22 protein-coding genes are annotated in these 25,960 nt (G+C 47.8%); 12 read left to right on the forward strand and 10 right to left on the reverse strand.

Features of this window, described 5'->3' with window-relative positions; translation table 11 throughout:
• Window positions 1–4 precede the first annotated feature (4 nt).
• The 4 genes from FB479_RS13055 to FB479_RS13070 are packed head-to-tail and all read left to right on the forward strand — an operon-like array spanning window position 5 to window position 2,906.
• On the forward strand, window positions 5–790 hold the full coding sequence (locus tag FB479_RS13055; RefSeq protein ID WP_142065525.1) for a methionine ABC transporter ATP-binding protein: 786 nt from the start codon (window positions 5–7) through the stop codon (window positions 788–790).
• Window positions 787–1,455 (forward strand): methionine ABC transporter permease, encoded by a 669-nt coding sequence (locus FB479_RS13060; protein ID WP_142065527.1) that lies wholly within the window; start codon window positions 787–789, stop codon window positions 1,453–1,455. Before FB479_RS13055 ends, FB479_RS13060 begins: the two co-directional genes overlap by 4 nt.
• 41 nt (window positions 1,456–1,496) lie before the next feature.
• The gene (locus FB479_RS13065; RefSeq protein WP_142065529.1) at window positions 1,497–2,339 is read left to right on the forward strand and encodes a MetQ/NlpA family ABC transporter substrate-binding protein; all 843 of its coding nucleotides are present in this window, start codon (window positions 1,497–1,499) and stop codon (window positions 2,337–2,339) included.
• A 27-nt stretch (window positions 2,340–2,366) separates the two neighbouring features.
• Window positions 2,367–2,906 carry a GNAT family N-acetyltransferase gene (locus FB479_RS13070; protein ID WP_106655163.1) on the forward strand — a complete coding sequence of 180 codons (540 nt, stop codon included), beginning with the start codon at window positions 2,367–2,369 and terminating at the stop codon, window positions 2,904–2,906.
• Window positions 2,907–2,937: 31 nt separating this feature from the next.
• On the opposite strand, the gene FB479_RS13075 is transcribed toward FB479_RS13070, so the two are convergent.
• Both FB479_RS13075 and gltC read right to left on the reverse strand, forming a co-directional pair.
• On the reverse strand, window positions 2,938–3,372 hold the full coding sequence (locus tag FB479_RS13075) for a VOC family protein (RefSeq protein WP_142065693.1): 435 nt from the start codon (window positions 3,370–3,372) through the stop codon (window positions 2,938–2,940).
• Window positions 3,373–3,447: 75 nt separating this feature from the next.
• Window positions 3,448–4,350, reverse strand: a complete 903-nt coding sequence (gene gltC, locus FB479_RS13080; protein WP_106655164.1) for a glutamate biosynthesis transcriptional regulator GltC — start codon at window positions 4,348–4,350, stop codon at window positions 3,448–3,450.
• A gap of 124 nt (window positions 4,351–4,474) precedes the next feature.
• On the opposite strand from gltC, the gene gltB reads away from it, so the two are divergent.
• Window positions 4,475–9,088: a glutamate synthase large subunit gene (gene gltB / locus FB479_RS13085; protein WP_142065531.1), complete on the forward strand. Its 4,614-nt coding sequence runs from the start codon at window positions 4,475–4,477 to the stop codon at window positions 9,086–9,088.
• A 226-nt stretch (window positions 9,089–9,314) separates the two neighbouring features.
• Here gltB and FB479_RS13090 read toward each other — a convergent pair whose 3' ends face one another.
• Entirely contained in the window at window positions 9,315–9,617 is a 303-nt protein-coding gene (locus FB479_RS13090) for a glycine zipper domain-containing protein (protein WP_370511683.1), read from the reverse strand.
• A 118-nt stretch (window positions 9,618–9,735) separates the two neighbouring features.
• Here FB479_RS13090 and FB479_RS13095 point away from each other — a divergent pair, with 118 nt between their 5' ends.
• Window positions 9,736–10,158, forward strand: a complete 423-nt coding sequence (locus FB479_RS13095; RefSeq protein ID WP_142065534.1) for a VOC family protein — start codon at window positions 9,736–9,738, stop codon at window positions 10,156–10,158.
• Between the two features lie 76 nt (window positions 10,159–10,234).
• On the opposite strand, the gene FB479_RS13100 is transcribed toward FB479_RS13095, so the two are convergent.
• The 3 genes from FB479_RS13100 to FB479_RS13110 all read right to left on the reverse strand — a co-directional run bounded on the left by FB479_RS13100 (window position 10,235) and on the right by FB479_RS13110 (window position 14,192).
• Window positions 10,235–11,563: a GntP family permease gene (locus FB479_RS13100; RefSeq protein WP_106655168.1), complete on the reverse strand. Its 1,329-nt coding sequence runs from the start codon at window positions 11,561–11,563 to the stop codon at window positions 10,235–10,237.
• 25 nt (window positions 11,564–11,588) lie between these two features.
• Window positions 11,589–13,130: a gluconokinase gene (gene gntK / locus FB479_RS13105; protein WP_106655169.1), complete on the reverse strand. Its 1,542-nt coding sequence runs from the start codon at window positions 13,128–13,130 to the stop codon at window positions 11,589–11,591.
• Window positions 13,131–13,325: 195 nt separating this feature from the next.
• The gene (locus FB479_RS13110) at window positions 13,326–14,192 is read right to left on the reverse strand and encodes a MurR/RpiR family transcriptional regulator (protein ID WP_142065536.1); all 867 of its coding nucleotides are present in this window, start codon (window positions 14,190–14,192) and stop codon (window positions 13,326–13,328) included.
• Window positions 14,193–14,363: 171 nt separating this feature from the next.
• Here FB479_RS13110 and gnd point away from each other — a divergent pair, with 171 nt between their 5' ends.
• On the forward strand, window positions 14,364–15,260 hold the full coding sequence (gene gnd, locus FB479_RS13115) for a phosphogluconate dehydrogenase (NAD(+)-dependent, decarboxylating) (protein WP_106655171.1): 897 nt from the start codon (window positions 14,364–14,366) through the stop codon (window positions 15,258–15,260).
• A 61-nt stretch (window positions 15,261–15,321) separates the two neighbouring features.
• Here gnd and FB479_RS13120 read toward each other — a convergent pair whose 3' ends face one another.
• The gene (locus FB479_RS13120) at window positions 15,322–16,026 is read right to left on the reverse strand and encodes a MerR family transcriptional regulator (protein ID WP_106655172.1); all 705 of its coding nucleotides are present in this window, start codon (window positions 16,024–16,026) and stop codon (window positions 15,322–15,324) included.
• Between the two features lie 177 nt (window positions 16,027–16,203).
• On the opposite strand from FB479_RS13120, the gene FB479_RS13125 reads away from it, so the two are divergent.
• Window positions 16,204–17,469, forward strand: coding sequence for a class I SAM-dependent methyltransferase (locus FB479_RS13125; protein ID WP_142065538.1), 1,266 nt, complete (start codon window positions 16,204–16,206; stop codon window positions 17,467–17,469).
• A 2-nt stretch (window positions 17,470–17,471) separates the two neighbouring features.
• The gene (locus FB479_RS13130) at window positions 17,472–20,057 is read left to right on the forward strand and encodes a metallophosphoesterase (protein WP_142065540.1); all 2,586 of its coding nucleotides are present in this window, start codon (window positions 17,472–17,474) and stop codon (window positions 20,055–20,057) included.
• A gap of 52 nt (window positions 20,058–20,109) precedes the next feature.
• Here the strand turns inward: FB479_RS13130 and FB479_RS13135 are convergent, their stop codons facing one another.
• A complete protein-coding gene (locus FB479_RS13135) occupies window positions 20,110–21,522 on the reverse strand; it encodes an alanine/glycine:cation symporter family protein (RefSeq protein ID WP_106655175.1) in 1,413 nt (470 codons plus the stop codon).
• 43 nt (window positions 21,523–21,565) lie between these two features.
• Entirely contained in the window at window positions 21,566–22,543 is a 978-nt protein-coding gene (locus FB479_RS13140) for a glutaminase (protein WP_106655176.1), read from the reverse strand.
• A gap of 268 nt (window positions 22,544–22,811) precedes the next feature.
• Between FB479_RS13140 and FB479_RS13145 the strand changes: the two genes are divergently transcribed.
• The 3 genes from FB479_RS13145 to FB479_RS30935 all read left to right on the forward strand — a co-directional run bounded on the left by FB479_RS13145 (window position 22,812) and on the right by FB479_RS30935 (window position 25,203).
• Complete coding sequence (locus FB479_RS13145) at window positions 22,812–24,071, forward strand: ATP-binding protein (RefSeq protein WP_142065694.1); 1,260 nt, start codon at window positions 22,812–22,814, stop codon at window positions 24,069–24,071.
• 4 nt (window positions 24,072–24,075) lie between these two features.
• Complete coding sequence (locus tag FB479_RS13150) at window positions 24,076–25,008, forward strand: response regulator (protein WP_142065542.1); 933 nt, start codon at window positions 24,076–24,078, stop codon at window positions 25,006–25,008.
• A gap of 78 nt (window positions 25,009–25,086) precedes the next feature.
• Window positions 25,087–25,203, forward strand: a complete 117-nt coding sequence (locus FB479_RS30935) for a TetR family transcriptional regulator (protein WP_255438378.1) — start codon at window positions 25,087–25,089, stop codon at window positions 25,201–25,203.
• A 151-nt stretch (window positions 25,204–25,354) separates the two neighbouring features.
• Here FB479_RS30935 and FB479_RS13160 read toward each other — a convergent pair whose 3' ends face one another.
• A complete protein-coding gene (locus FB479_RS13160) occupies window positions 25,355–25,954 on the reverse strand; it encodes a GNAT family N-acetyltransferase (RefSeq protein WP_106655179.1) in 600 nt (199 codons plus the stop codon).
• Between the last annotated feature and the right edge of the window lie 6 nt (window positions 25,955–25,960).

Here is a 25,960-nt window from a genome sequence, read left to right on the forward strand (position 1 = left end):
TCGAATGGTAAACATCGAGAACCTCCATAAATCTTACAAAACGGCAAATGGAATCATCCCTGTTTTGCAGGACGTCCATTTACAAATCGAAAAAGGAGATATTTTCGGGATCATCGGGTTTTCGGGAGCAGGTAAATCAACCCTGATTCGTTGTCTCAATCGGCTGGAGGAGCCCGATTCCGGGACCATCGAGATCCGAGGCAGGGTTATTACAGAACTATCCGAGAAAGAACTGCGTCAGGCAAGGCAAAAAATCGGCATGATATTTCAGCAGTTTCATCTGCTGGATGCAAAAACAGTCTATCAAAACGTTGCCTTTCCCTTGGAGGTAGCTGGCCATCCGAAGCCATATATTCACCAGCGTGTAAGAGAAATATTAGAACTCGTACAGCTCGGAGACAAGGAAAACACATATCCGTCCCAGCTCAGCGGCGGTCAAAAGCAGCGTGTCGGGATTGCCAGGGCGCTGGTCAATTCGCCTGATTTGCTGCTGAGTGACGAAGCGACATCCGCGCTCGACCCGCAGACGACGTATTCGATTCTGGAGCTGTTGAAGGAGATCAATCGCCAGTTAAAGCTGACAATTGTGCTCATTACTCACGAGCTGGATGTGCTTCAGCACGTATGCAACAACATGGCGGTCATCGAAAACGGCAGAATCGTCGAGACGGGGAGTGTGGAGAAGTTTTTCCTTCATCCAGAAAGTGATACCGCTAAGCGATTTGTCCATATTATCGACTATTACCGTGACAAGCGCCATGTGATGGAAGGAGTCGGAGCGGGCATATGAACGCAGATTTGTTTGAATTGCTATGGGAAGGACTACTTGAGACGCTCTACATGGTGTTTTGGTCATCCTTGTTCGCCCTTTTGATCGGCATGTTTTTGGGGATTACCCTCGTCGTGACGGAAAAGGGTGGCCTTCTTGAATCACCAAAACTGAGTAAATGGATCGGGACAATGATAAATGGCGTTCGGTCTCTTCCTTTCATTATTCTGATCGTATTGCTATTGCCGTTGTCGAGACTCATTGTGGGTACCTCGCTCGGGCCCACAGCTGCTATTGTCTCTTTATCCATTGGTGCAGCACCATTTTTGGCGAGAATCATTGAAAACTCGCTCAAGGAAGTAAGTGCAGGGAAGATGGAAGCAGCCAAATCCGTTGGAGCTTCGCCCATCACAATCATTTTCCGCGTGCTTATTCCGGAAGCGATGCCAGCCTTAGTGCGGGGCGTCACGATTGGGATTATCGGCATCACGGAATTTACCGCAGTAGCTGGGGCAATCGGTGCTGGGGGATTAGGCAGCTTGGCCATTCGTTTTGGATACCAGCGTTTTCGGGAAGACGTCCTCATCGCAACCGTCATTATTATCATTTTGCTCGTCCAAGTCATTCAATGGTCGGGGGATTCCATCGTCAAAGCGATCCATAAGAAACGATACAAGTTTGAGTAAAGCAAGAATCCAAGCCGTATGTAACGAGGGGAGTGGAATGTATGGGGAAAAAGAGTCTCGGAATGATCGTTGGATTATTTACCGTAGTTAGCATGGCAGTTGCAGGGTGCTCAACATCAGCTTTCTCTAGTAACAGCACGGGACAAGCGACTGAACCGAAGACAGAAGTCACCTTGAGAGTCGGTGCTGCCCCTGTTCCGCATGCTGAAATATTGGAGTTCATCAAGCCGAAGCTCAAAGAGCAAGGGGTGAACTTGGAAGTGGTCGTGCTAGACGACGAGGGTCAACTGAATCCTGCCTTAAAAGAGAAGCAAATCGACGCGAATTTTTTCCAGCACGTGCCGTATTTGGATTCGGTCAAAAACGAACAAGGCTATGATTTTGTCGCCACGACCAAAGTTCACGTAGAGCCAATCGGATTTTATTCGGACAAATTAGGATCGAAGGACGAAATCAAGGAAGGCGCGAAAATCGGCATCCCAAACAATCCGTCCAACGAATACCGGGCGTTGATTCTGTTACAAGAACAAGGCTGGATCAAGCTAAAAGACGGTCTAACCAATTACGCCGCAACTCCGAAAGACATCACAGATAATCCGAAAAAACTGGAATTCGTAGAAGTAGAAGCAGCTACGTTACCCCGCGTGCTGCCCGATCTCGCGGGAGCCGTCATCAATACGAACATCGTTCTCGAAGCAAATCTTGATCCGAAAAGTGCCTTGTTTCGTGAAGGTGCGAATTCACCCTATGCGAACGTAATTGCGGTGCGAAAAGGAGACGAGAATCGGGAAGAAATCAAAAAGCTGGACGCTGCTTTGACTTCATCCGAGGTCAAAAAGTTCATCGAAGACAAATACGGAGTTGCCGTCGTGCCCGCCTTATAACTCATCGAATGGGAGTGCGCGTGAAACATGAAAGGAATCCACATAGGCGATCTATGCATTCGTAACGCAAGAGTCGAGGACTGCGATCAGATTGAGGAGCATCTCCTCGAAGCCTACCGGCAATATGAGCAGCATTTATCCGCTGTGAAATGGGAGCGATATAAAGAAGAAATCAGGCAATCCGTGGCAAACAGTAGGACTCTCGCTTTCATCGTGGCAGAATTGGACAGCGAAATAGTAGGGAGCGTTCAGCTTTTTGGTTCCTCGGAAGACGCTTATGCCAAACCAGAACTCGGGATACATTCGCCGATTATACGATTCTTGGCAGTTTCACCGAAAGCGAGGGGCCATGGTATTGCGGCACAGCTGATTGCGGAAAGTATCCATCGCACGCGGAGACTAGGAGCAACGACGCTTCATCTCCATACAACAGACATGATGGCATCCGCAATCAAATTATATGAGCGCCTGGGATTTACGCGAGCCATAGACAAAGACTTTTCAAACGGGGAGACACTTGTGAAAAGCTATTGGCTGCGACTGAATGAAGATACACAAAAGTCCTGATGCATCTGTTCATCAGGACTTTTTCTTTCGCTTACTCTGTTTGGAACGAACCGAGAATCTCCAGGTAGTGTGCATTGTACATGATGCCGAGGACATTCCCAAACGGATCAAGGACAGAAGCCGTTATGAATCCGTCACCACGCTGGATCAGGGGTTCGTACTCTCTTGCTCCCATAGATAACAGCTTATCCAGTACGGATTCGATATCGTCGACGTGCCAGTACATCACAGCGCCACCCGGACCAGGTACCGCAGCAGTGGGTGCGAAACGGCGATCAATGAGGCCTAGTTCGTGCTTGTAGTCTCCAATGCGAAACTCGGCGTAGGCGAGCTGTCCATCCGGTCCAGAGCGTTCGAAGTACGGCGCAATGCCCAGTAGTTCCGTGTACCATTTTTTTGCCGCCTGCATATCATCCGCCCAATAACTAATCGTAGCAAAGCCCCGCAAGGTTTGGTTGTGACTCATCATCGAAGTTCCTCCTTCAAATGCTTGGTACTTCCGATTATAAGGACTGACTACTGACAACTGTCTGTCAGTAGTTTAACTGTACTTACTCAGCACATCAAAAAACTCTTTCAGAAAATGATAAAAGAGCTTTTCAGAAGGGGGAAGCTCACGGTTGTTGGGGATGATAATGCCCACTGTTCGCGTCACCAATGGCTCGCTTATCGGGATTTTCACTGTCTCACGGGGAACGTTATCCGTTAACGTAAGCTCTGGCAATAATGTGACGCCCAAGCCTGCCGCCACCAATCCTTTAATGGCATCGATGTCTTCCCCTTCAAAAGCAACTTGAGGAGAAAAGCCCATTTGCGAGCAAGCATTGACGGCGATATTGCGGAGGATGAAACCGGGTGGAAACAACACAAAAGTATCTTCCTGCAACTGACTGAGACGCAAGCTAGGCTGTTTGGACAGCGGGTGCTTCGCGGGCAGCAGTGCTACGATATTTTCAGCGAAGAAGATATAGCTGCGCACATTTTTTTCCTGAGTGGGAACAGGTCCAAGAAAAGCCAAGTCAATTTCTCCGTTGATGACCGAGTCGATCAGCCCCTGATAAGAACCTTGCTTCAATTGAAAGCCGATGTCGGGATACCGGGCTCGAAAACCGGAGATGACCGTCGGCAGGGGATTGGCGGCGAGGCTGCTTGTAAAGCCAACACGAATCGTACCGCGTGACGGGTCAAGAAACTCTTCGATCTTTTCTTTTGCCTTCTCGATTTCGTTCATCGCCATTTCGACGTGCTGCAAAAAGATTTTTCCAACTGCCGTCAGCTTGATATTGCGACCCTCGCGGAGGAACAACGACACACCGAGCTCCTCCTCCAGATTGGCGATTTGCCGACTGAGGGCAGATTGGGCGACGTGCAAATGATGTGAGGCCTCGGTGAAGTGCTCTCGTTTGGCAACCTCGATGAAGTATTGAATCTGTCGTAGCTCCATGAATACCCCCACCTTACCCATTTATCTCGATTTGAGATAGATTTTGCATAAATTATATATTGTTTGTATCGTTTCACTCAATCTAAAATGTACATACCAGAGAGAGCAAGGAGAGTGGAGATACATGACGACACAAGGAATGCCTGCTAAGCAAGGTCTGTACGATCCGATTTTCGAACATGACGCTTGCGGAATTGGTTTTATTGCCAATTTGAAATCGAAATCGACGCATGATATGGTCCGAAAGGGTCTGAAAATTCTGTGCCAACTGGAACACCGCGGCGGCCAAGGCAGTGATCCGGAAACGGGAGACGGTGCAGGGATCTTAACGCAAATTCCACACGCGTTTTTCAAAAAGACCTGTAAAGAGCTGAATATCACGCTGCCGGCGCAAGGCAAATATGGCGTAGGTATGCTGTTTCTTCCGATGGATGAGGCGAAACGGCAAAAGTATGAAGATCAGCTGGAGGCGATTGTTGCAGCAGAGGGACAAAAGCTGCTCGGCTGGAGAACCGTTCCTGTCGATGCGACGAAAATCGGCAAAACGGCTGTAGCGAGTCAGCCTTATGTCCGCCAAGTATTCATCGGAGCCAGCTCGAATATACAGGACCAACTGGCATTTGAGCGGAAGCTGTATGTCATTCGCAAGCAGATGGAACGGGCAGCAGGTACTGATTTTTACGCCGCCTCCATGTCTTCGCGTACGATTGTCTATAAAGGTTTGCTCACACCAGGACAACTGGATGCTTTTTACCTTGATTTGCAAGATAATTCTTACACTTCTGCCTTCTCAGTCGTTCACTCGCGTTTCAGCACGAACACATTCCCGACATGGGAGAGGGCACACCCGAATCGTTATTTGATTCACAACGGGGAAATCAACACCTTGCAAGGAAACATCAACTGGATGATGGCTCGTGAAAAAATGTTCCAGTCCGAGGCGTTTGGTGCTGATTTGGCAAAAGTAGTACCAGTCATTGATATGGCGGGCAGTGATTCGGCGATTTTGGATAACTGCGTGGAGTTTTTCTCGCTGGCAGGCCGTTCCTTGCCGCATGTCGCGATGATGATGATTCCTGAACCGTGGGATCAGGATGAGCGAATCGACGAGAATAAGAAAGCTTTTTACGAGTATCACAGCTGCCTCATGGAGCCGTGGGATGGTCCAACAGCTATTTCTTTTACGGATGGCAGACACATCGGCGCGATTCTCGACCGAAACGGATTGCGACCAGCGAGATACTATGTGACATCAGATGATACGATTATTTTCTCATCAGAGGTTGGTGTTCTCGAAGTACCAGATGAAACGATTGTCCAGAAAGGACGGCTTAGCCCTGGAAGGATGCTGCTTGTCGACCTCGAGGAAGGCAGAATCGTATCTGACGAGGAAATCAAGCAAAAAATCGCAAGCGAACAGCCATATCGGGAGTGGGTGAAAGAAAACCTGCATGCTATCGAGGATTTGCCGGCAGCAGGTCGCACAGAGGAGCTGCAAGGAGATAGCCTGCTTGCGCACCAAAAAGCATTTGGCTATACACAGGAGGAAGTCGACAAGGTACTTGCCCCGATGGTGGCTGAACAAAAAGATCCCATTGGTTCGATGGGCGTAGACACACCACTCGCGGTATTGTCTGATCGCGCACAGCTTTTGTACCACTATTTCAAACAGTCATTCGCCCAAGTCACGAATCCACCGATTGATGCGCTGCGGGAGGCTTGCGTAACATCGACCCATACTGTGCTTGGCGCGGAAGGAAACCTGCTGGTTCCGGATGCGAGCAATTGCCGCAGAATTCGTCTGACCAATCCTTTGATCTCCAATCAAGAGCTGGCGAAGCTTCGCGCGAACCCATACCAAGAGTTCAAGGCGAAAACATTGTCGATACTCTTCCCGGCGCAAGGGGGCGAACAGGGGCTAGAGCTGGCACTTGATCAATTGTTTGCTTCGGCGGATGAAGCGATTGCTGCTGGCTACACCTTGCTGATTTTATCAGATCGCGGGATGAATCAAGATTTGGCTGCGATCCCTGCCTTGCTGGCTGGAAGTGGACTTCACCATCATCTCGTCCGCACAGGGACACGTACGAAAGCGAGCATCATTATAGAATCCGGTGAACCGCGCGATGTACACCAGTTTGCCATGCTGATTGGTTACGGGGCCGACGCGATCAACCCATACGTAGCCATCTCAACGGTACACAATCTGGTTGTATCGGCTAAGCTGAAGGATATCACAAGCGACGAAGCAGTCGAAGTGTACCTGCAAACAGCCGTAGAAGGTGTCGTAAAAGTCATGTCCAAAATGGGTATTTCGACTATTCAGAGCTACCGTGGCGCACAAATTTTTGAAGCGGTGGGCATCCATTCTGCCGTCATCGATCGCTATTTTAGCCGTACTCCTTCGCAGATTTCGGGGATCGGACTGGATGTGATTGCGCAAGAGACTTTGATTCGCCATGCGAAAGCATTTTTGCCAGAGCATTCCGAGGAAGCATTGGAGGCAGGCAGTGATTTTCAGTTCCGCCGTGACGGTGAATTCCACCTGTTCAATCCGAAGACGGTTCATGCCCTGCAAAAAGCTTGTCGGGAAGGCAGCTATGAGCAGTACAAAATCTATGTGGAGCAAGCGACTGCCCAGCAATTCGTAGCCCTGCGGCATTTGCTCGATTTCAAGTCCAATCGACAACCGATTCCGTTGAACGAGGTAGAATCTGTTGACTCCATCGTTCATCGTTTTAAAACGGGGGCGATGTCATACGGCTCACTTAGCAAGGAAGCACATGAGACTTTGGCGATCGCGATGAACCGTTTGGGTGCGAAAAGCAACAGCGGGGAGGGTGGCGAAGATTCGGCACGTTACATTATGGATGAAAACGGAGATTTGCGACGCAGTGCCATCAAGCAGGTCGCATCAGGACGCTTTGGCGTATCCAGTCATTACTTGGTCAATGCCTCTGAGATCCAGATCAAGATGGCACAGGGAGCAAAGCCGGGCGAGGGAGGTCAATTGCCAGGAAGCAAAGTCTACCCGTGGATTGCCGAAGTACGCGGATCAACTCCAGGTGTAGGACTCATTTCACCGCCGCCTCATCACGATATTTATTCAATCGAGGATTTGGCACAGCTGATTTTTGACTTGAAAAATGCGAATCCGCGTGCACGAATCAGCGTGAAGCTCGTATCCAAGGCTGGAGTCGGAACGATTGCGGCTGGTGTGGCGAAAGGTCTTGCAGATGTCATTGTCGTCAGTGGTCACGATGGCGGCACAGGCGCTTCCCCAAAATCAAGCATCAAACACGCAGGACTGCCATGGGAGCTCGGTCTTGCTGAGACACATCAGACGCTCTTGCTGAACCAGCTGCGCGACCGTGTGGTTCTGGAAACGGATGGCAAACTGATGACGGGACGCGATGTTGTCATTGCAGCTTTACTCGGTGCGGAGGAATTCGGCTTCGCTACGGCACCACTTGTTTCCATAGGGTGTGTCATGGCTCGCGTATGCCACCTCGATACATGCCCAGTGGGTGTGGCGACACAAAATCCCGAGCTGCGCAAACGGTTTAAAGGCGATCCGCAGCACGCCGTGAATTTCATGCGTCTCGTTGCCCGCGAAGTTCGTGAGATCATGGCAGAGCTCGGCTATCACTCCATCGAGTCAATGGTCGGTCAGAGCCATGTGCTGAAGATGAGCGACAAGGCAAAAGAACACTGGAAAGCCAAGCACGTTGATTTGTCTGCGCTCTTGTTCCAACCGGATGTATCCGAGGAAGTGGGCCGCTATCATCAACGCAACCAGGATCACAAGCTGGAAGAAACGCTGGATCGTCAAGAACTGCTCAAGCTGTGCAAGCCAGCATTGAATAAACAGCAACAGGTAGAGGCAAAGCTCGCCATCACCAATACAAATCGCGTGGTGGGTACGATCTTGGGCAGCGAGGTAACCAAACGCTTTGGCGAGCACGGTCTGCCGGAGGATACAATCCGTCTGCATTTTACTGGCTCGGCAGGACAAAGCTTCGGGGCATTTGTTCCACGAGGGATCACGCTTCATCTCGAGGGAGATGCGAACGACTACGTAGGAAAAGGATTGTCGGGCGGCAAAATTACGGTCGCACCATCGAAAAAAAGCAAATTCGCTCCCGAGCACAACATGATTATCGGAAACGTTGCGTTCTACGGAGCGACGTCTGGTGAGGTGTATATCAACGGGATGGCTGGTGAGCGATTCTGCGTTCGCAACAGCGGCGTGACTGCAGTTGTTGAAGGAGTAGGCGACCATGGCTGCGAGTATATGACAGGAGGACGCGTCGTCGTTCTCGGCCCCGTCGGCAAAAACTTTGCAGCAGGCATGTCAGGCGGTACTGCCTACGTTCTGGCTGAGGATAAAGAGAGGTTTGCTGCGATGTGCAATCAGGAGATGGTACTCCTGGAGACACTGGAAGATCAACGGGAGATCGCTCGAGTCAAACGCTTGCTGGAAAACCACGTCAGCCACACAGGCAGCCGTCATGCACAAGCTTTGCTCGATGAGTGGGAACGTACCGTCAAACAGTTTGTCAAAGTCATTCCAAAAGACTACAAGCAAATCGTCTCCACGATGGAGGAGTTGGAGAAATCCGGCATGAAGCGCCAAGAGGCGATTTTGGCAGCTTTTGAAATGAGCCAAAAGAAAGGCGATGCAAAAGCACCGAAAAAGAAAGCACCCGACCAATCCTTTGTTTCTGTGGGGAAATAAGGAAGATGGCCGATGACTTATTTTGTGAGTCGTCGGCTTTTTCTTCTGGTAACAATCACTTGTCAACTGATAGGATTGGGAAGTGGAAGAAACTTTGCTATGATGATGAGTGACTCGAAAAAAGACCGTTTATAAAGGTGGAATCATCATTTTCTACATCAGCTAATGGAAAGAGGTGCAGGTTTGCCCCTGCACCCTGTTTTTTCAAACCTAGAAGAAGCTTGTTTTATTCTGTTCGGTCTCTATCGGCATCATTATTCACAACATTATTCACAACATCATTCGCAACATCCCACGTGTCATTGCCATCTGCCGCCACATTTTCTCCCATTTCGTTGCCAAGTGCACCCCCGGCAACAGCGCCTGCAATGGTGCCGAGCGGTCCTAAAATAGAACCAACAGCAGCACCTACTGCCGCACCGCCAACTGTTCCTACAGCTTCAGCAGCTCCATTGCCTGTCAGGTTTGCTTCTACGTTGTCAACAGCATTGTTGTCATTGCGTTCGTTGTCAGTAGCCAAGACTGTCACTCCCTCGATTAGTGTTGGGAAGCTCTGCTATATCAAACGTGCAGCCCCAAGGCATAGGTTGCCCCAAACCATTCATTTCATTCCAAAAATAACCTTGAAGTCTGGAGGTATTGAGATCATGATTCAATCCATCGTTCATATCGCTTTAGTCGTCAAAGATTATGATGAAGCTATTGAGTTTTACACCAAGAAGCTCAACTTTACCTTAGTGGAAGATACGTATCAGCCAGAACAGGATAAGCGATGGGTTGTCGTATCTCCACCTGGTTCGGTCGGAACTACGATCTTGCTTGCAAAAGCATCCAAACCTGAGCAAGAGCGATTTATCGGGAATCAGGCTGGCGGGAGAGTTTTTCTCTTTTTAAACACAGACGACTTTTGGCGAGATTATCATGAGATGGTCGCAAGAGGAATCCACTTTGTGAGAGAGCCAAAAGAACAGCCGTATGGAATGGTGGCGGTCTTTCAGGATTTATATGGCAACCTGTGGGATTTGCTAGAGCTGAATGAAGATCATCCGATTGCCAAGCGAATGAAGTAGCGAGTTACCCAGCCAGTCAAACAAACAGGTCTTCCCTCCAATGATGTGGATGGAAAGACCTGTTTTTCATTTCGTGTTACACGATATAGGACAGTCCCATGATCAAGATGATGGCCACAACAGAAAGAATGGTTTCCATCATTGTCCATGTTTTCAGTGTATCTTGCACAGACATATTGAAGTATTCCTTGATCAGCCAGAATCCGGAATCATTTACGTGAGACAGGATCAGGGAGCCTGAACCTGTTGCCAGTACCAAAAGCTCTGGGCTGGTTCCAGGGATTTGCATCGCGATCGGACCTACGATACCGGCTGCCGTCATCATGGAGACGGTCGCAGAGCCAGTCGCCACACGGATCAAGGCCGCGATCAGCCAGCCCAGGAAAATAGGGGAGATCGCAGATGCAGTAGCAAGCTCGGCAATATAGTCACCCACACCACTGTTCAGCAGTACTTTGTTAAATGCGCCACCTGCGCCGATGACGAGCAAGATTGTCGCGGTTGGGGCCAAGCAATCATTTGTGAATTTGAGAATATCGTCTTTGGTAAAACCACGGTTGAACCCGAGCGTCCAGAAGGAAACAATCACGGCAATCAATAGGGACGTAATTGGGCTTCCGATAAAATCAGCCCATTGGCGAATCGTATGTTCTTTTGGCAGAGTCACATCCGCAACCGTTGCAGACAACATCAACAGCACAGGGAGCAGGACGGTGAAGACAGTGATTCCAAAGCCAGGCAAATCACGCTCGGATTTAGGCTCCGCCAACTGGGAAGCCAGCTCTGGGGAGATGCTGGTCTTGACACGTTTGCTAATCCAACTGCCGTAGATCGGTCCGGCAATGATCGCGGAAGGCAGCGCGACAATGATCGAAAGCAAAATTGTTTTACCCACGTCCGCTTGGAACAGATCGACAGCAGCCATAGCAGCAGGGTGTGGCGGAACGATCCCGTGAACGATGGAAAGACCGGCTACGAGCGGAATTCCAATTTTGACAAGGGAGACACCTGTTTGTCTGGCAATCGTAAACACGAGTGGAATCAAGAGAACAAAACCAACCTGGAAAAATACCGGAATCCCTACGATAAACGCTACAAACATCATAGCCCAGTGTACGTTTTTCTCACCGAAGCGGTTGATGAGAGTACGGGCAATGCGTTCGGCACCGCCAGATTCTGCCATCATTTTGCCAAGCATAGTTCCCAAGGCAAGCACGATCGCGATAAAGCCGAGAGTGCCACCCATCCCATCCTTGATTGAATCCACAACTTTGACAAGCGGCATGCCGGATGCGATTCCCACAAATCCAGCGGCCAATAACAGTGCGATAAATGGGTTCAATTTGAAGCGAGTAATGAGAACGAGCAGGAAGATGATGGACAGCAGTGTAATGACGAGTGGCATGATGAACCCTCCCTAGTTGTTGTCTCTAGTTGTTCAACCTCTTTTGGAATTCGGCTATCAGCTTGTACTCTTCCAGCAGGTTGTAATAAACACGCTCGTATATATAGAAAAGCTCCAAATAGACACTGGATCGTTCCAAATCAGGCTCATGGCGATGGGAAATATGAATCATCTTTTTCACATCTTGCAAATGATCCATTGCCCCCAATGCATGCATCGCCAAGAGAGCGGCACCAAAGCTCGAGCTTTCATGACTCTCAGGAATCAGAACCTCATAGCCGAACATGTCGGACATTATCTGGCGCCATTCCCGCGAGCGGGCAAATCCACCTGATGCACGGATTTCCTTGGCTCCACCTGCCAGATCGCGCAGGGCGATACCGATGCTGTAAACGCTAAATAAAATTCCTTCGAGAACAGCTCGGATAAAATGCTCGCGTTTGTGATGGAGGCCGATACCGAAGAAGGAGCCTCTTGCTTGCGCGTTCCAGTACGGAGCTCGTTCGCCGGACAAGAAGGGGAGAAAGAGCAACCCGTCTGCACCAGCTCGAACATGCTCAGCAGCTTGGATCATGACTTCATAGGGATCAACGCCGAGTTGTTTGGCTTTTTCCACTTCGGGCCAGCTGAATTCGTCACGGAACCAGCGAAGCATGATCCCACCGTTGTTCGATGGTCCGCCAATGACCCAATGGTTTTCCGTCAGCACGTAGCAGAAAGTTCGTCCTTTTGGATCGGTGATCGGCTCTGGCACGACTGTTCGAACAGCGCCACTCGTGCCAATGGTGATGGCAACTTGTCCGTGATCAATAGCTCCTATGCCGAGGTTTGCCAAAACGCCATCGCTGGCACCGACAACAAAGGGCGTATCTGGATCGATCCCGATCTCTTCCGCATAACGAATCTTCATTCCTCGCAGGATATGAGTAGTCGGTACAGGTTCACTGAGATGTTGTTTGGAAATGCCTGCGACTCGCAGCGCCTCCTCATCCCAGTCAAGCTTTCTCAGATTGAACAGCCCTGTAGCAGAAGCGATAGAGTAATCGACGATATACTCACCAAAAAGCCGATAAATCACATACTCCTTGATCGAAATAAACTTGGCTGCCCGGCGAAACGTATCTGGCAAGTTCTCCCGGAGCCACATGATTTTGGGCAGTGGAGACATGGGATGGATGGGCGTGCCCGTCGCTAAGTAAATCTGATGACCGACACCGTCTGCTTTCAGTCGATCTGCTTGTGCCACGCTTCGATTGTCAGCCCAAATGATGCTGTTCGTCAGGGGATTGCCACTCGGATCGACAGCGATCAGACTGTGCATGGCAGTAGAGAAGCCAATACCACCGATTTCGCTTTTGGCAATGCCTGCATGTTCCAGTGCTTGTTTCAAAGCCTGGATGACAGCAGCAAAAATCGTCTCCGGCTCTTGTTCAGCCCAAGACGGCTGGGGAACGAGTAGCTGATAATCGATATTACCCGTACCGCGGATGGCGCCGGAAGGAGTAAAAACAATGGCTTTGGTACTGGTTGTTCCGATATCAAGTCCAATAAAGTAGGTTTGCGTCATAGATGTCACCCCTAATTGAATACGCTTTCAACGTGTTGTCATGGAGATAACGCGATTATATCGAAATTTTTTTCATTTGTTAAGCATTAAGAAAAAAATTATTTCATTATTGAACACTTCTCGCGATGCTTGTATGATTTGCATTTTTCTCCTGCAAGTTGCAAGAGGAGGCGAGCAAAAGAAAAAACGCCTGATTTACAGGCGTTTGAGTGAGATGGCTTCGCGAATGTGCTGGATATTGGCAATCGTATCATCCTGCCGACGTAAGGATACGGCTACATAGAGCAGATCAATTAAGCTGAGCTGAGCAAGCCTGGACGACAGAGCTTCTGTGCGAAATACCGTTTCGCGTGAAGTCGTGTACAAGCACATGTCTGCGAGACGCACGATTGGAGATTTCCCATAGCTCGTGATGCCGATTGTTTTTGCTCCGGCTTCCTTGGCAACCTGCAGGGCTGCCAAAATATCTTTATTGGAGCCAGAGTGGGAGATGCCTACGACGACAGCACCTTCGGCAAGCAGAGAGGCGGACATTACTTGATAGTGAGCATCAGAATGATAGAGACAAGGGATGCCAGTGCGCATAAATTTGTGGTACGCATCCTGTGCGATGACGGCTGAGCCTCCCGAGCCATAAAACTCGATCCGGCTTGCGTTTTCCAAACAGGAGACGATTTTCATTAACTCATCTTTATTGATAATCTGCTGCGTATCCCGAATCGTCTCGATATTCGCTGTGAAAATTTTTTCAGCAATCGCACTGACGTCATCGTCGTCGAGATTGATTTCTTGGTGAATCGTTTGCTTAGGATTCGTGACTTCACTCGCCAACGCGATCTTGAATGCTTGGTAGCCGCGAAATCCAAGCCTGCGGCACAGACGAAAAACAGTAGCATCCGCACACTGGCATTGGTCGGCTAGCTCCGTGATAGAGAAGTGAATAATTTCACTGGCATGCTCCAAAATATAGTCGGCGATCTGTTGTTCTTTCCCGCTTAGTTGCGTGTAGATGGCGCGTAATTGTGTGAGCACCCGAGGAGCATGTGGGCTGGAAGCGTTCATCAATAAGTACCTCCTAACGTTCCATTGTGAATCTGTACTGATAGTATAAGGAAAATCAAACTCCTTTTCATAGGTTCGAAAAAATTTTCTTCATTTTTGATGAAAGATGAAAATTTTTGTCTTATAATACGTGGTAACGGATATGATCCAAAAAGGAGTGACGTTCACGATATGAAACTTGCGATCCTCGGATTAGGAAAAATGGGGTACAATCTGACGCTTAATTTGCTCTCGCATCAGCATGAAGTCGTAGCCTATGATGTAGATTCTACGCGTGCAGAAGAGCTGAGTCATGAAGGCGCGATTCCAGCATTTTCGGTGGAGGACGCTGTGGCGAAGCTGCCGACCCCTCGCGTAGTATGGCTGATGGTACCGGCAGGAGAGATTGTGGATCAATTGGTTGATCAACTCTCTGCCTTGCTTGCTGCAGGAGATATCGTCATTGACGGTGGCAACTCTCATTACAAGCAATCGTTAGATCGCTATGCTCGCTTAAAGGAGAAGGGCATTCACTTCATGGATGCAGGAACGAGCGGAGGCATGGAGGGAGCGCGCCACGGAGCATGTATGATGATTGGTGGCGATCGGGAAGCATTCACTCATATCGAGCCGATGATTCGCGACATTAACGTTGAAAACGGGTATTTGTACGCTGGGGAAGCGGGCAGCGGCCACTTCTTGAAAATGATTCATAACGGGATCGAGTACGGCATGATGCAGGCGATCGGGGAAGGCTTTGAGGTACTTGCGAAAAGCCAGTATAACTACGATTTTGCTGAAGTCGCACGCGTGTGGGCAAATGGTTCCGTCATTCGAGGCTGGCTGATGGACTTGACAGAGCGAGCTTTTCGAAAAGACGCCAAGCTCGATGAAATCCGTGGGGTCATGCATTCTTCCGGAGAAGGAAAATGGACGCTGGAAACAGCGCTGGATCTACAGGCAGCCACACCCGTGATTGCGATGTCCTTGCTGATGCGTTACCGTTCGTTGGACGAGGATACGTTCCACGGAAAAGTGGTCGCAGCCTTGCGCAATGAGTTTGGCGGACATGCCGTAGAAAAGAAATAAAAGATGCAACAGAGGATGAGCGATCATAGCTCGTCCTTTTTTTATGGCTAGATGCTCGCTGTCAAACCAGCTTCAGTACCTCACACAATTCAACCAACCGCCTAACTCCGTACATTTGATGACGATTCCGATCGTGAATGCTTCTGATGGCATCTGCCGTCACTTTTTTGGCCTGCACAATACTTTGATTTTCTACTGCTTGTACAATTTCTTTCATGTTCGCTAAAAAATACACCGTATTGCGTAAGGTACGGATAAGCAAAATTTTTCGTATATCCACTGGATTGAACTGGCGGTAGCCATTCTCAGGATCTCGTGGCAGTACCAGCAAGCCTTCTTTTTCCCAGTGGCGAATGGCAGAAGTTGTGACCCCTGTGTAAGCAGCGACCTCACCAATCGTCATGCGGCTTCTCCATTTTTTGTTTGGAGGCAAAGGGAGATCGAGATTTTCCAATAGTTCGAGTGTTTGGTCTGCTGCTACCTTCTCCTGTTGGAGGTTGGCCTGTTCTTTATTCACCAACCAAAAGGCAGTATTCATATCCGCTTTTTGAATCGATCGAAGGACTTCACAGGTGACAGCGACCCCAAAGCCGGGAAACATGGCGCGCAGGCAACGAAAATAGGCAAGATGGATTTCTGTATAAAGTCGATAACCATTGGCTGCACGATCAGGAGCAGGAACGACTCCCCATGATTCATAATGGCGCAAAGCACTCGTGCTAATATGTAGCTCGCGAGCGATCTCAATCGGCTTGTAATAAGGCATCTGACGCACCTCCCGCTGGTTTGTTATCGCGGATTTCACTATACCAAGAACAGCATGTTGAATCAAATACTTCTGTTAATGGAAAGGTCGTAATACTTTTACCCTGTTCAGCATGAGATGGAAAGGCGAATATTGTCAGTAGGTATTCATTCTTCTTTTCCAGAGGTGAGAAAACGTATGGCCATTGTTCAGCTACGATCAGAGAACCCGGATTTTTCGTACATGATCAAGAAAAACCCGAATTCCGGACTGAGTTTACGATCTATTCGAAAAGGCATCGCGTACGGGTGGTTTTCCAAAACGGATACATATAACGTTTACTTTAAAGATGCAGATAATGAGGTTTCCTACAAACAGTCCGAACAGGAGCATTTTGAATATTTGAATGTTTCCCGGTACAATACACCCTTGTTTCCGTTAAATGCGATCAGTGAATTTTTTTCCGCTCCGATGAAGCAACACGATGAGCGGGATGCAGAAGGGTATGAGCATGTTTTTTTCATCAACATGATTCACATCGAACGGCTGCTTTATCTGACATTTTTGGAGAAGCACCTCAAGGACTTCACCTTTGAACTCAAACACCACGCCGATAAAAGCTACGCTTTGACCATCACAACCAGAACAAGTCTGCATCAGCTTCTCCACGTCGTGAGCGTACTCTGCCTTTTCTTGAGTATGTTTGGAAAAGAGTACATGGATATTTCCGATAACATCCTGGATAAATACATCAAAAGCATCCATGTCATCGACGCACCTTTTTACATACGAAGCCTGTTTGCACGCAACTTCCTGACAACCAGAGAGCGCTATCGCAAGTACAAGACCGAGATCGAGAAGACGAATCGCTACCCCATTCATTTGGAATATGGCAGCACCGGTTTGCAGAGAAGGAATTACATCGCGAGTAAGCTTCCTTTTACTAAATCGATTGTAGATATCGGATGTGGGGAAGGCTTTTATGCGATCCCGTTTGCTACCAGGCTGCCGCAGTATTACTATGCCATTGATATCGATGAACAATCATTGGGATTAGTCAGACGCAGGGCCGAGGAAAAAGAAATCTCGAATCTGATTTTGTTCCGCTCGCTTGATCAGTTTTTACAGGATTACAACGGCGAGCAGGTCGATGTCATTTTGACTGAGGTCATTGAGCATATGAGCAAAGAGGAAGCGAGAGCCCTCATCAAGCAAATCTGCAGCCGATTGGATTTTGATCATTTGATCATTACGACACCGAACTCGGATTTTAATCAGTTCTATGAGCTGGATGGCTATCGCCACGACGATCATAAATGGGAAATGGGACAAGAAGAGTTCCAGGCATGGATGACCGAGATCATGGAAGAAGCCGGGGTACAGGGGCAGTTTGTGTCCATTGGTGACGGCGTGAACGACATCCACACCACACAAGGCGTCATTCTCCAGAGAAAGGGGGCGTAACGATGCTGATTCAGACACAGGTTCACACGATTTTTATGCTCGTCGGTCCCACCGAATGTGGGAAAACGACTTTTGCCAAGGAAGTACTCATGCCGAGGCTATCTTTTGAAGATGAACAAAAAAACGTAAAAGCAAATGTCCAATACATTTCCTCGGACAGCATTCGCCAGGAACTGCTGGGCCATGATTACGACAAGTACGATCAGGTGATGCTGGAAGCCAGCGAACAGGCATTTCAGCTCCTGTTTGAAAAGCTGCGCTTGGTGACTTCGTTTCCGATCAACGCCGAATTCGTGGTCGTCGATACTACAGGGCTAGCAGAAGACTTCCGCTCGAAGGTCCGCGAAATTGCAGCAGAGAACAATTACCGCCTGGAAGTGATCCTCTTTGATTATCGCAATCGGGAAGATTACTACGCATCCGAGCGGTCAAAAAAACTGATTACGAACCATATTCTCCGTTTGAAGCAAGAAGTGCTCCGGGCGTTATCCAAGGAAGGGTACCACAACATTCACCGGATACGGCACAAAGATTTTTACTCACTAGCAGATGGGGCGGCAAATCCTCGTTATGAGGTCGTTATCGAAAATAAGGAAGCCTATCTGGCTACGATCCTTCCCAAAGATCAAACATACATCGTTATCGGAGACATTCACGAATGCGTCCGCGAATTAAAAGGTCTCCTGCAAAACTACGGATTCAAGCTTGAGGAAAATCGTCTCATCTCGACTGACAAGGTGCAGCATACCAAAATCATCGTAGCAGGGGACTGGATCGACAAAGGAGCGCAAACCAGGGAGATCATCGAGTTTCTATACGAGAATCAACAGCATTTCTTGTTTGTTCGAGGGAATCACGAAAATTTTGTCTACAAGTACTTGCGCAAGGAACTAAAAGGAGTAGACCCGCAGCTACTGGATACTTATTTTGATTCCACACACGTCCTGGAAAAAGACGCTGAATTAACAGAGATGTTCAATCACCTGTATGCGCTGGCTCAGCCGTTTTATCGATCTAACGCACTTACTGGCCCGTCCTATTATGTAACACACGCTCCCTGCAAAAAGAAGTATATTGGGAAGCTTGATGCGAATTCGATGCGGCGCCAACGCAATTTTCGGATAGACCGAACAGCTTCATTGGAAGAGCAACTTGCATTTTTGACGGTTGAAGCGGTCAGTAACCATCCATACCATATTTTTGGACATATCGCGGCACAAAAAACGTTTCGCTTAAAGAACAAGCTCCATCTCGATACCGGCTGTGTGCACGGAAATGCTTTGACCTCTGTCGTGATCTCACACAAGCCGTTTTTCAAGTCGTTTCAGTCTGAGCATCGGGTAATGACAGAGGAGCTGCCGATCTTGTTCCATGCAGAAAAACAAGTATCCATGGGAGATTTGGAAGAGGAAGAACTCCGTCGACTCCGTTACTGCTCGCAAAATAAGGTCAATTTTATCTCCGGAACGATGCCTCCGGCGGATAAGGATGAGGCGACTCAGGAATTGGAGTCGTTGAATGCGGGGCTGGACTATTTCGCGAATCGAGGCATTCATCAAGTCGTGTTGCAGCCGAAATATATGGGTTCGAGGTGCAATCTCTATCTCCATCATGATCGCGACAAATGCTTTGCGATCAGCAGAAATGGCTATGCCATCAATCAGGTTGATTTGACATCGATTTATGACAAGCTATATGCAAGGTTTCGCGAATACATGGAGCAGAATGAAATCGCGATGCTCATCTTGGATGGCGAATTGTTGCCGTGGAGTGCAATAGGGAAGGGCTTGATCGAAAAGCAGTTCAAACCAATTGAATCCGCGTTGCGGAGTGAATTTGCATTTTTGCAGGAAAATGGTTTTGAAGAGGCGCTTCACCAGCTCATTCGCAACTATGACGAGAGCGGCTTCGAAAAAGACCAGTTCCACCTACCAAAGAGTGCCCTCACGGAAAAATTCGGCTCGAGCTTGTATCAAAACTATAAGTACTTGCGAGAAATCAAAGAGAGTTACGTTTCTGTCGACAAGCATGTGGAGGCCTATCACATTTACCAAAAACAGCTTGAGCTCTATGCAGGAGAAGGGGAGCTTGCCTACAAGCCTTTTACTATTCTAAAAGCCGTCTATTTGAATGGGGACGAGCAATTGCCCGATTGGAAAACATCCGAGATGTATCGCTTCGTAAATGACGATCATTTTCTTGCCATCGATTTGTCTGAGCCGAATGCGTATGAACAAGCGGCTCGTTACTTTTCCACGATCACACTGGAAAACAAAATGGAAGGCATCGTGATCAAGCCAGAGTTCATCGATCAGAAGGTCGTGTCTGCCATGAAGGTACGCAATCCGGAGTACTTGTCGATTATTTATGGCTACGATTACCGTTTCCCACACAAGTACCGCAAGCTTTTCAAGCAGAAAAATATTGTGCAAAAGCTCAAGACTTCGATGCAGGAGCACAGGCTGGGTGAGCGGATGCTTGGTTTCAAATTTGATGACATTTCTCCAGAAAATACGGAGTATCAAAAAGTAGTCGCAACGATGCTCTTTGAAGTGGCGAAGGAAAAAGAGATCGATCCGCGCTTGTAAATAAAAAACGAGAAGCCGCTACCACACAGGCTTCTCGTTTTTATTCGTTGAGCTATTTGTTGGAGGAAGGAGTAGCATCCCAGGCTTCAATATTATCGAGACCTTCAATACTGTCCTTGTAGAACACAGGATCTTTTCCTGCTTTTTTCTGTACCAAATAATCATGTAGCGCAGCATACGCGATTTTCGATAACATGGCAATCGCAATCAGGTTGACAATGACCATGAAGCCCATGAACAAATCGGCCAAATCCCATACGAGCTGTACCTTTGCCACTGATCCGAACAACACCATAGCGAGTACACTTAAACGATACAGCAATAGCCATGCTTTGCTTGTCTTTAAAAACTCGATGTTGGTCTCGCCGTAATAGTAGTTCCCGATTAATGTACTGAAGGCGAACAGGAACACCATAATGGCAAGGAAGCCAGAAGCCCAAGAACCGATATGAATGCTCAGTGCTGCTTGGGACAGCTCAATGCCACTCAATCCTTGTTGCGTGTAGGCGCCGGACAGCAAAATGATGAAAGCTGTGCTTGTACAAATCACGAGGGTATCGAATAGAACACCGAATGCTTGAATCAGACCTTGCTTCACTGGATGGCTTGTCGTTGCTGTAGCCGCAGCATTTGGCGCACTACCCATACCAGCTTCGTTCGAGAACAAACCACGCTTGATGCCGTGCATCAGGGCTGCACCCAGGGTACCACCAGCGAATTGCTCGAACCCAAACGCGTTTTTCACGATCAACGCGATCAATGCAGGCATCTCGGAAATGTTCATCATCACAATAAACAGGGCCATTCCGATGTACAATACAGCTAATACAATTACGATGTACTCAGACATTTTTGCAATGCGTTTCACACCACCAAAGATGATAGCTGCAAATGCGATCGTCATGATGATACCAAGTATCAAACGATCTGTCCCAAACGAATTTTCAAAAGCAATCGTAATCGTGTTGGATTGCACGGCATTAAATACGAGACCAAACGATAGAGTGATGAGGATAGCAAACAAGGCGCCCATCCAACGTTTGTTCAGCCCTTTTTCCATGTAATAAGCCGGACCGCCACGAAAACCGTTCTTATCCTTGATTTTATAAATCTGAGCGAGCGTACTCTCAACAAAACTGGATGCCGAACCGATAATCGCAATGACCCACATCCAGAAAACGGCGCCAGGACCACCTAATGCGATCGCAATGGCAATACCCGTAATGTTCCCTGTACCGACACGCGCGGCCATACTAATAGCGAAAGCTTGGAAAGGGGAGATGCCTCCATCGTCTTTCGCTCTTCCTTCTTTAATGGAACGGATCATGTCCGGCAACATACGTACTTGCAAAAATTTACCACGGAAAGTAAAGAACAAGCCTAACGCGATTAGCATGACAATGATAATATAGGACCACAAAAAATCGTTTATGGAAGCTGTTACATCCAGTAGGAATTGTTGCATCGTGTCACCTCGAATTTAGTTATAAATTTTTCCTTAGTATTCTCTAAAAAATCGTTACATCCCATTCCTGAGCCATATGTTTTAACAAAGAAACGCCCGCTACACTGTTTCCACAACCGTCAATGGAAGGTCCAAAAATACCGATTCCACAGCCATCTTGAAACGGTGAATGTGGTTTGCGGTTAGGAGGAACCAGTGTCATGATTCCGCCAGAGACGCCACTTTTTGCTGGCAAGCCAACATTCGCGGCGAATTTGCCCGATGCATCGTACATGCCGCAGGTGAGCATCAGTGCTTTGGCTAAACGGACGACATCTTTCGGGAGAACCTGTTCGTTGCGCATCGGATGGTAGCCATCGAGTGCCAAAAGGAGACCGATCAAGGCGATTTGTTCGGTGGTTACCTCAATCGAGCATTGGGTGAGATAAACCTCCAATGCCTCTTCCACTTCACAGGCCAGATAGCCCGTATCCTTTAAATAATGGGCGAGTGCCCGGTTTCTGTGAGAGTTTTCCCATTCGGAAAGAAACACTTCCTCGTTCACCATTGGCGTAACACCAGTAATTTTACTGAAAAATGCATACAAGTAGCGCAGTTTATGATCCGGTGTTTGACCAGGGAGAAGTGAAGAGGTCGTAATCGCTCCCGCATTGATCATCGGATTAAAAGGCTTACCTGGCTTGTTCATTTCCAGACGGATAATGGAATTGAATGCATCTCCAGTCGGTTCTACATCTACCCGATCCAACACGTAAGGGATACCATGGTAGCAGCAAGCAGCAATAAAACTGATTACTTTGGAAATACTTTGCATTGTGAAAGGGACATCCCAGTCACCCGCCGTGTGCATTTTTCCTGTAGGCTCGATGATACAAATGCCTAACTGATTCGGATCTGTTCTGTACAAAGCAGGGATATAACTGGCACATTTTCCTTCAGATGCCTTGGAACGATATTGTTCCACCCATTGCTGTAATTCATCCACGAGTAAAACCTGTTGAATCAACGCCTGTCCCCCCAAAAATCGAATACATTGCTCTTACGCGAAGAGGAGAGAAAGCGCTTCCATGCTTCGCGAAAATACATATAATGAACACTTTACAACCACCCTACAAAATAAAACAAAAACTCACAGATTGTTTCATGTGGGTTTCCCATTTTTTTTTTGAGACTTGTCCTACAAGCATATCCTCGGTAAAAATAGATAGGGGCATCTAGAAACAACATGGGAAGTGAAAGGTGTGCGTGCACAGACACAAGTAAAACGAGATTGGTATATATTGGCGCTCATGCTTATTACGGTCCCTTTGGCAGGGGAGTTGAAATTTTATCCCGTCAATGAGACGTTTCGAATTAGCTTTGGAGCTCCTACCTTTTTCTTCTTTTTATTACTGTTCCAAAGAATTCCATCTGTTTTCGCTGGCTTTTTAACGGGGATTACAGTCGTATGCTTTCGGATTGTGATTGACCTCATCGCCGGGAATCATACAGCATGGGAGGCTTCTCTCCAAGCGCATTATTCTAGCTTTTTCTTTTATTTCGCTTATTCTGTTCTGTTTTATTTAACCGGAATGCGTCGTTTTCACAACAGGACGATTTTGGTTGGCTTGATGGGAATGGTCATCGAGGTATTGGCTGATCTCATTGAGGTTCTCTCGCAACATGTCCTGCTGGATACCGTCCTCACATGGGGAGCAGTGCAAGAGATGCTCGTCATCGCTCTTTCCCACAGCTTTATCGTGATTAGTTTTCTCAACATGATGAAGCTGTACGAAGCACAGTCGCGAGAGCAACAGACAAGAAAACAGAACGAACACATCCTTATGCTGATTTCCACCTTGTATGAGGAGTCGATTCATCTGAAAAAAACACTGCAAAATGCCGAGAGTATTAGTATGAAGTCATTCGAGCTATACCAGGGCTTGCAGGAGCTTCATAAGAAACAGGTGGCTACAAATGTAGAGAGCTTTGCCAAGAAAGCATTGATTGTCGCAGGCGAGGTTCACGAGATTAAAAAGGATAACCAACGCATTTTTGCAGGACTTCACAAGCTGATATCCGATGAAAGCATCACGGATTACATGGACATCCATCAGCTCGTGGACATTATCAAACGAAGCAATATGAAGTATGCAACTTTGCTGGAGAAGGACATACAAATCACAGCTTCCATTACGGGGACACATCCGCTCTACCATGTTTTCATGATGCTTTCCCTGATCAATAATCTGGTGGCAAATGCTGTAGAAGCCATCCAGCAAACAGGAGCCATTTCCATCGAAATTGATCGGATAGGCGATCTTGTGGAAATCAGAATCAACGATGACGGACCGGGAGTACCTCCACGGCGAAAGGCTTTGCTGTTCAAGCCTGGCTTTACTACGAAATACGATCAAACCGGCAACCCCTCTACAGGGATCGGACTGTCTTATGTACAACAATTGGTGGAACAATGGCAAGGGGAAATTTCCTTACAGGATGGAGTAGATGGCAAGGGGACAACATTTCTCATGCGACTACCAATTGATCCGATAACGAAGAAAGAGTGAGAAGATGCTGTTTTATTTAGTAGATGACGATGATGCTGTTCGCCTCATGTTGACGGAAATCATAGAAGACGAGAATCTGGGCGAAGTCGTTGGGGAAGCATCTGACGGCTCGTTGGTAGACGGTCATACGCTAACCGCACGCAACGTAGATATTTTGCTGATCGATTTGTTCATGCCCAACCGGGATGGGATTGAGACGATTCGCCAAGTGAAGCCGACATTCACAGGAAAGATCGTCATGATTTCTCAGGCAGAAACGAAAGATTTAATCGCCCAAGCTTACGCCCTTGGAAGCGAATACTACATTATCAAGCCTGTAAATAAGATCGAAGTCGTTACGATCCTCCAAAAAGTGATCGAGAAAATTCGCCTCGAGCGTTCGATACGGGACATTCACAAATCGCTGAATGCCGTCATGCAAGTGGACCAGCAGCCTTCCGGACAACTTCGTCCGTCACAGGGCAAACCACTTCGCGAGGCGGGGCAGTTTCTGTTAACGGAATTGGGTATCGCGGGAGACAATGGAAGCAACGATTTGCTTGATATTTTGGACTTCTTGCATGGTTACGAGCAAACGCATACGTTTAAAAATGGATTTCCTGCCCTGAAAGAGATCTTTGTGGCAGTAGCACAGGACAGGCTCGGAGTAACTGTGGACGACCCACAAATCGCCAAGGTTGTCAAAGCTTCTGAGCAGAGAGTCCGCCGAGCGATCTATCAGTCGCTGAATCACTTGGCGTCTCTTGGGCTTGCGGACCTCTCGAATTGGAAGTTCGAGAATTACGCTTCGCAGTTTTTTGATTTTACGTATGTGTGGAAGAAGATGGCGGAGTTAAAGAGCAATGCCGCATCGCCGAGTTCGGATATTCGGATCAATATGAAAAAGTTCATTCAAGTGCTGTATGCAGAGGCGAAGCGCATTCAGTCAGAAGCATGATTGTTCTGTGTCTGACGTGTAGAGGTAAGTCCTGATCATGGTGATTAGGGCTTTTTGTTTTGTATGGGGATGCATTCTTTGCCAGAGCACAGGGTGATTGTGATTACAGGTGCCGATCATAAACCAACGTTGACGCTCTTCATAAAAAAAGGCTACCACGCGACCTCAATCGACGATGTAGCCAAACAGGCCTAGATATCGAAGGGACTGCTTTATACTTATTACAAAGGCAAAATTACGGAAAGCGAAATCATTGGTTTTGCAAAATCACGCATGCGGAAGAAGACTAGACAACTTTGTGAAGTGATAGAGAGAGCATTCAGATTATAGATTTTTTGGCTGACCATTATTTGGTTAGCAGCATCTTCTTCATCGTGTATGTCTCATTAAAGCCAGCTTGTTTCCGAAAAAGTCGTTGCTTCTTCGACTTCACAATCGTAAATCCGTGCTTTTGATAGAGGCGTATCGCGTTGGTATTCGTATCTACCACTTCAAGGTGGAAGTCGCGATATGGTAAATGCTCAAAAAAATAGTTCAGTAGTGCAGTAGCTACTCCTTTTCCACGTGATTCGGGTGACGTAGCTACGGATTCAATAAAACATTCATCAAGGTGCACAGCAAGTGGAGAATGGAAGTGCCAGGAAAAAAAGCAATAATACACCCACCCCTTGAAGGTACCAAATGCTTTCTGCATGCGCTTTTTATCAAAGCAGAGAGGACGTTGAGCCATCGTTGAGTATGCCATAATGCCTATGACTTTCCCGTTCCATAGAGCAGCGTAATAGAGCTCGGTGGCGAATGAAGGTTTCATAAAATCAACGAGAACAGCTCGATCCCGCGATAAAAGAGTCATCATCTCAGGATAGCTATCGATGAAAACGTTGGCAGCTTCCTCTAGCCGCACATTATCAAGCTCGGTAAAGCTTTTGATCAACAGCGTCTCCACGTTTTT

Source organism: Brevibacillus sp. AG162, assembly GCF_006715575.1.
GTDB classification, from domain to species: domain Bacteria; phylum Bacillota; class Bacilli; order Brevibacillales; family Brevibacillaceae; genus Brevibacillus; species Brevibacillus brevis.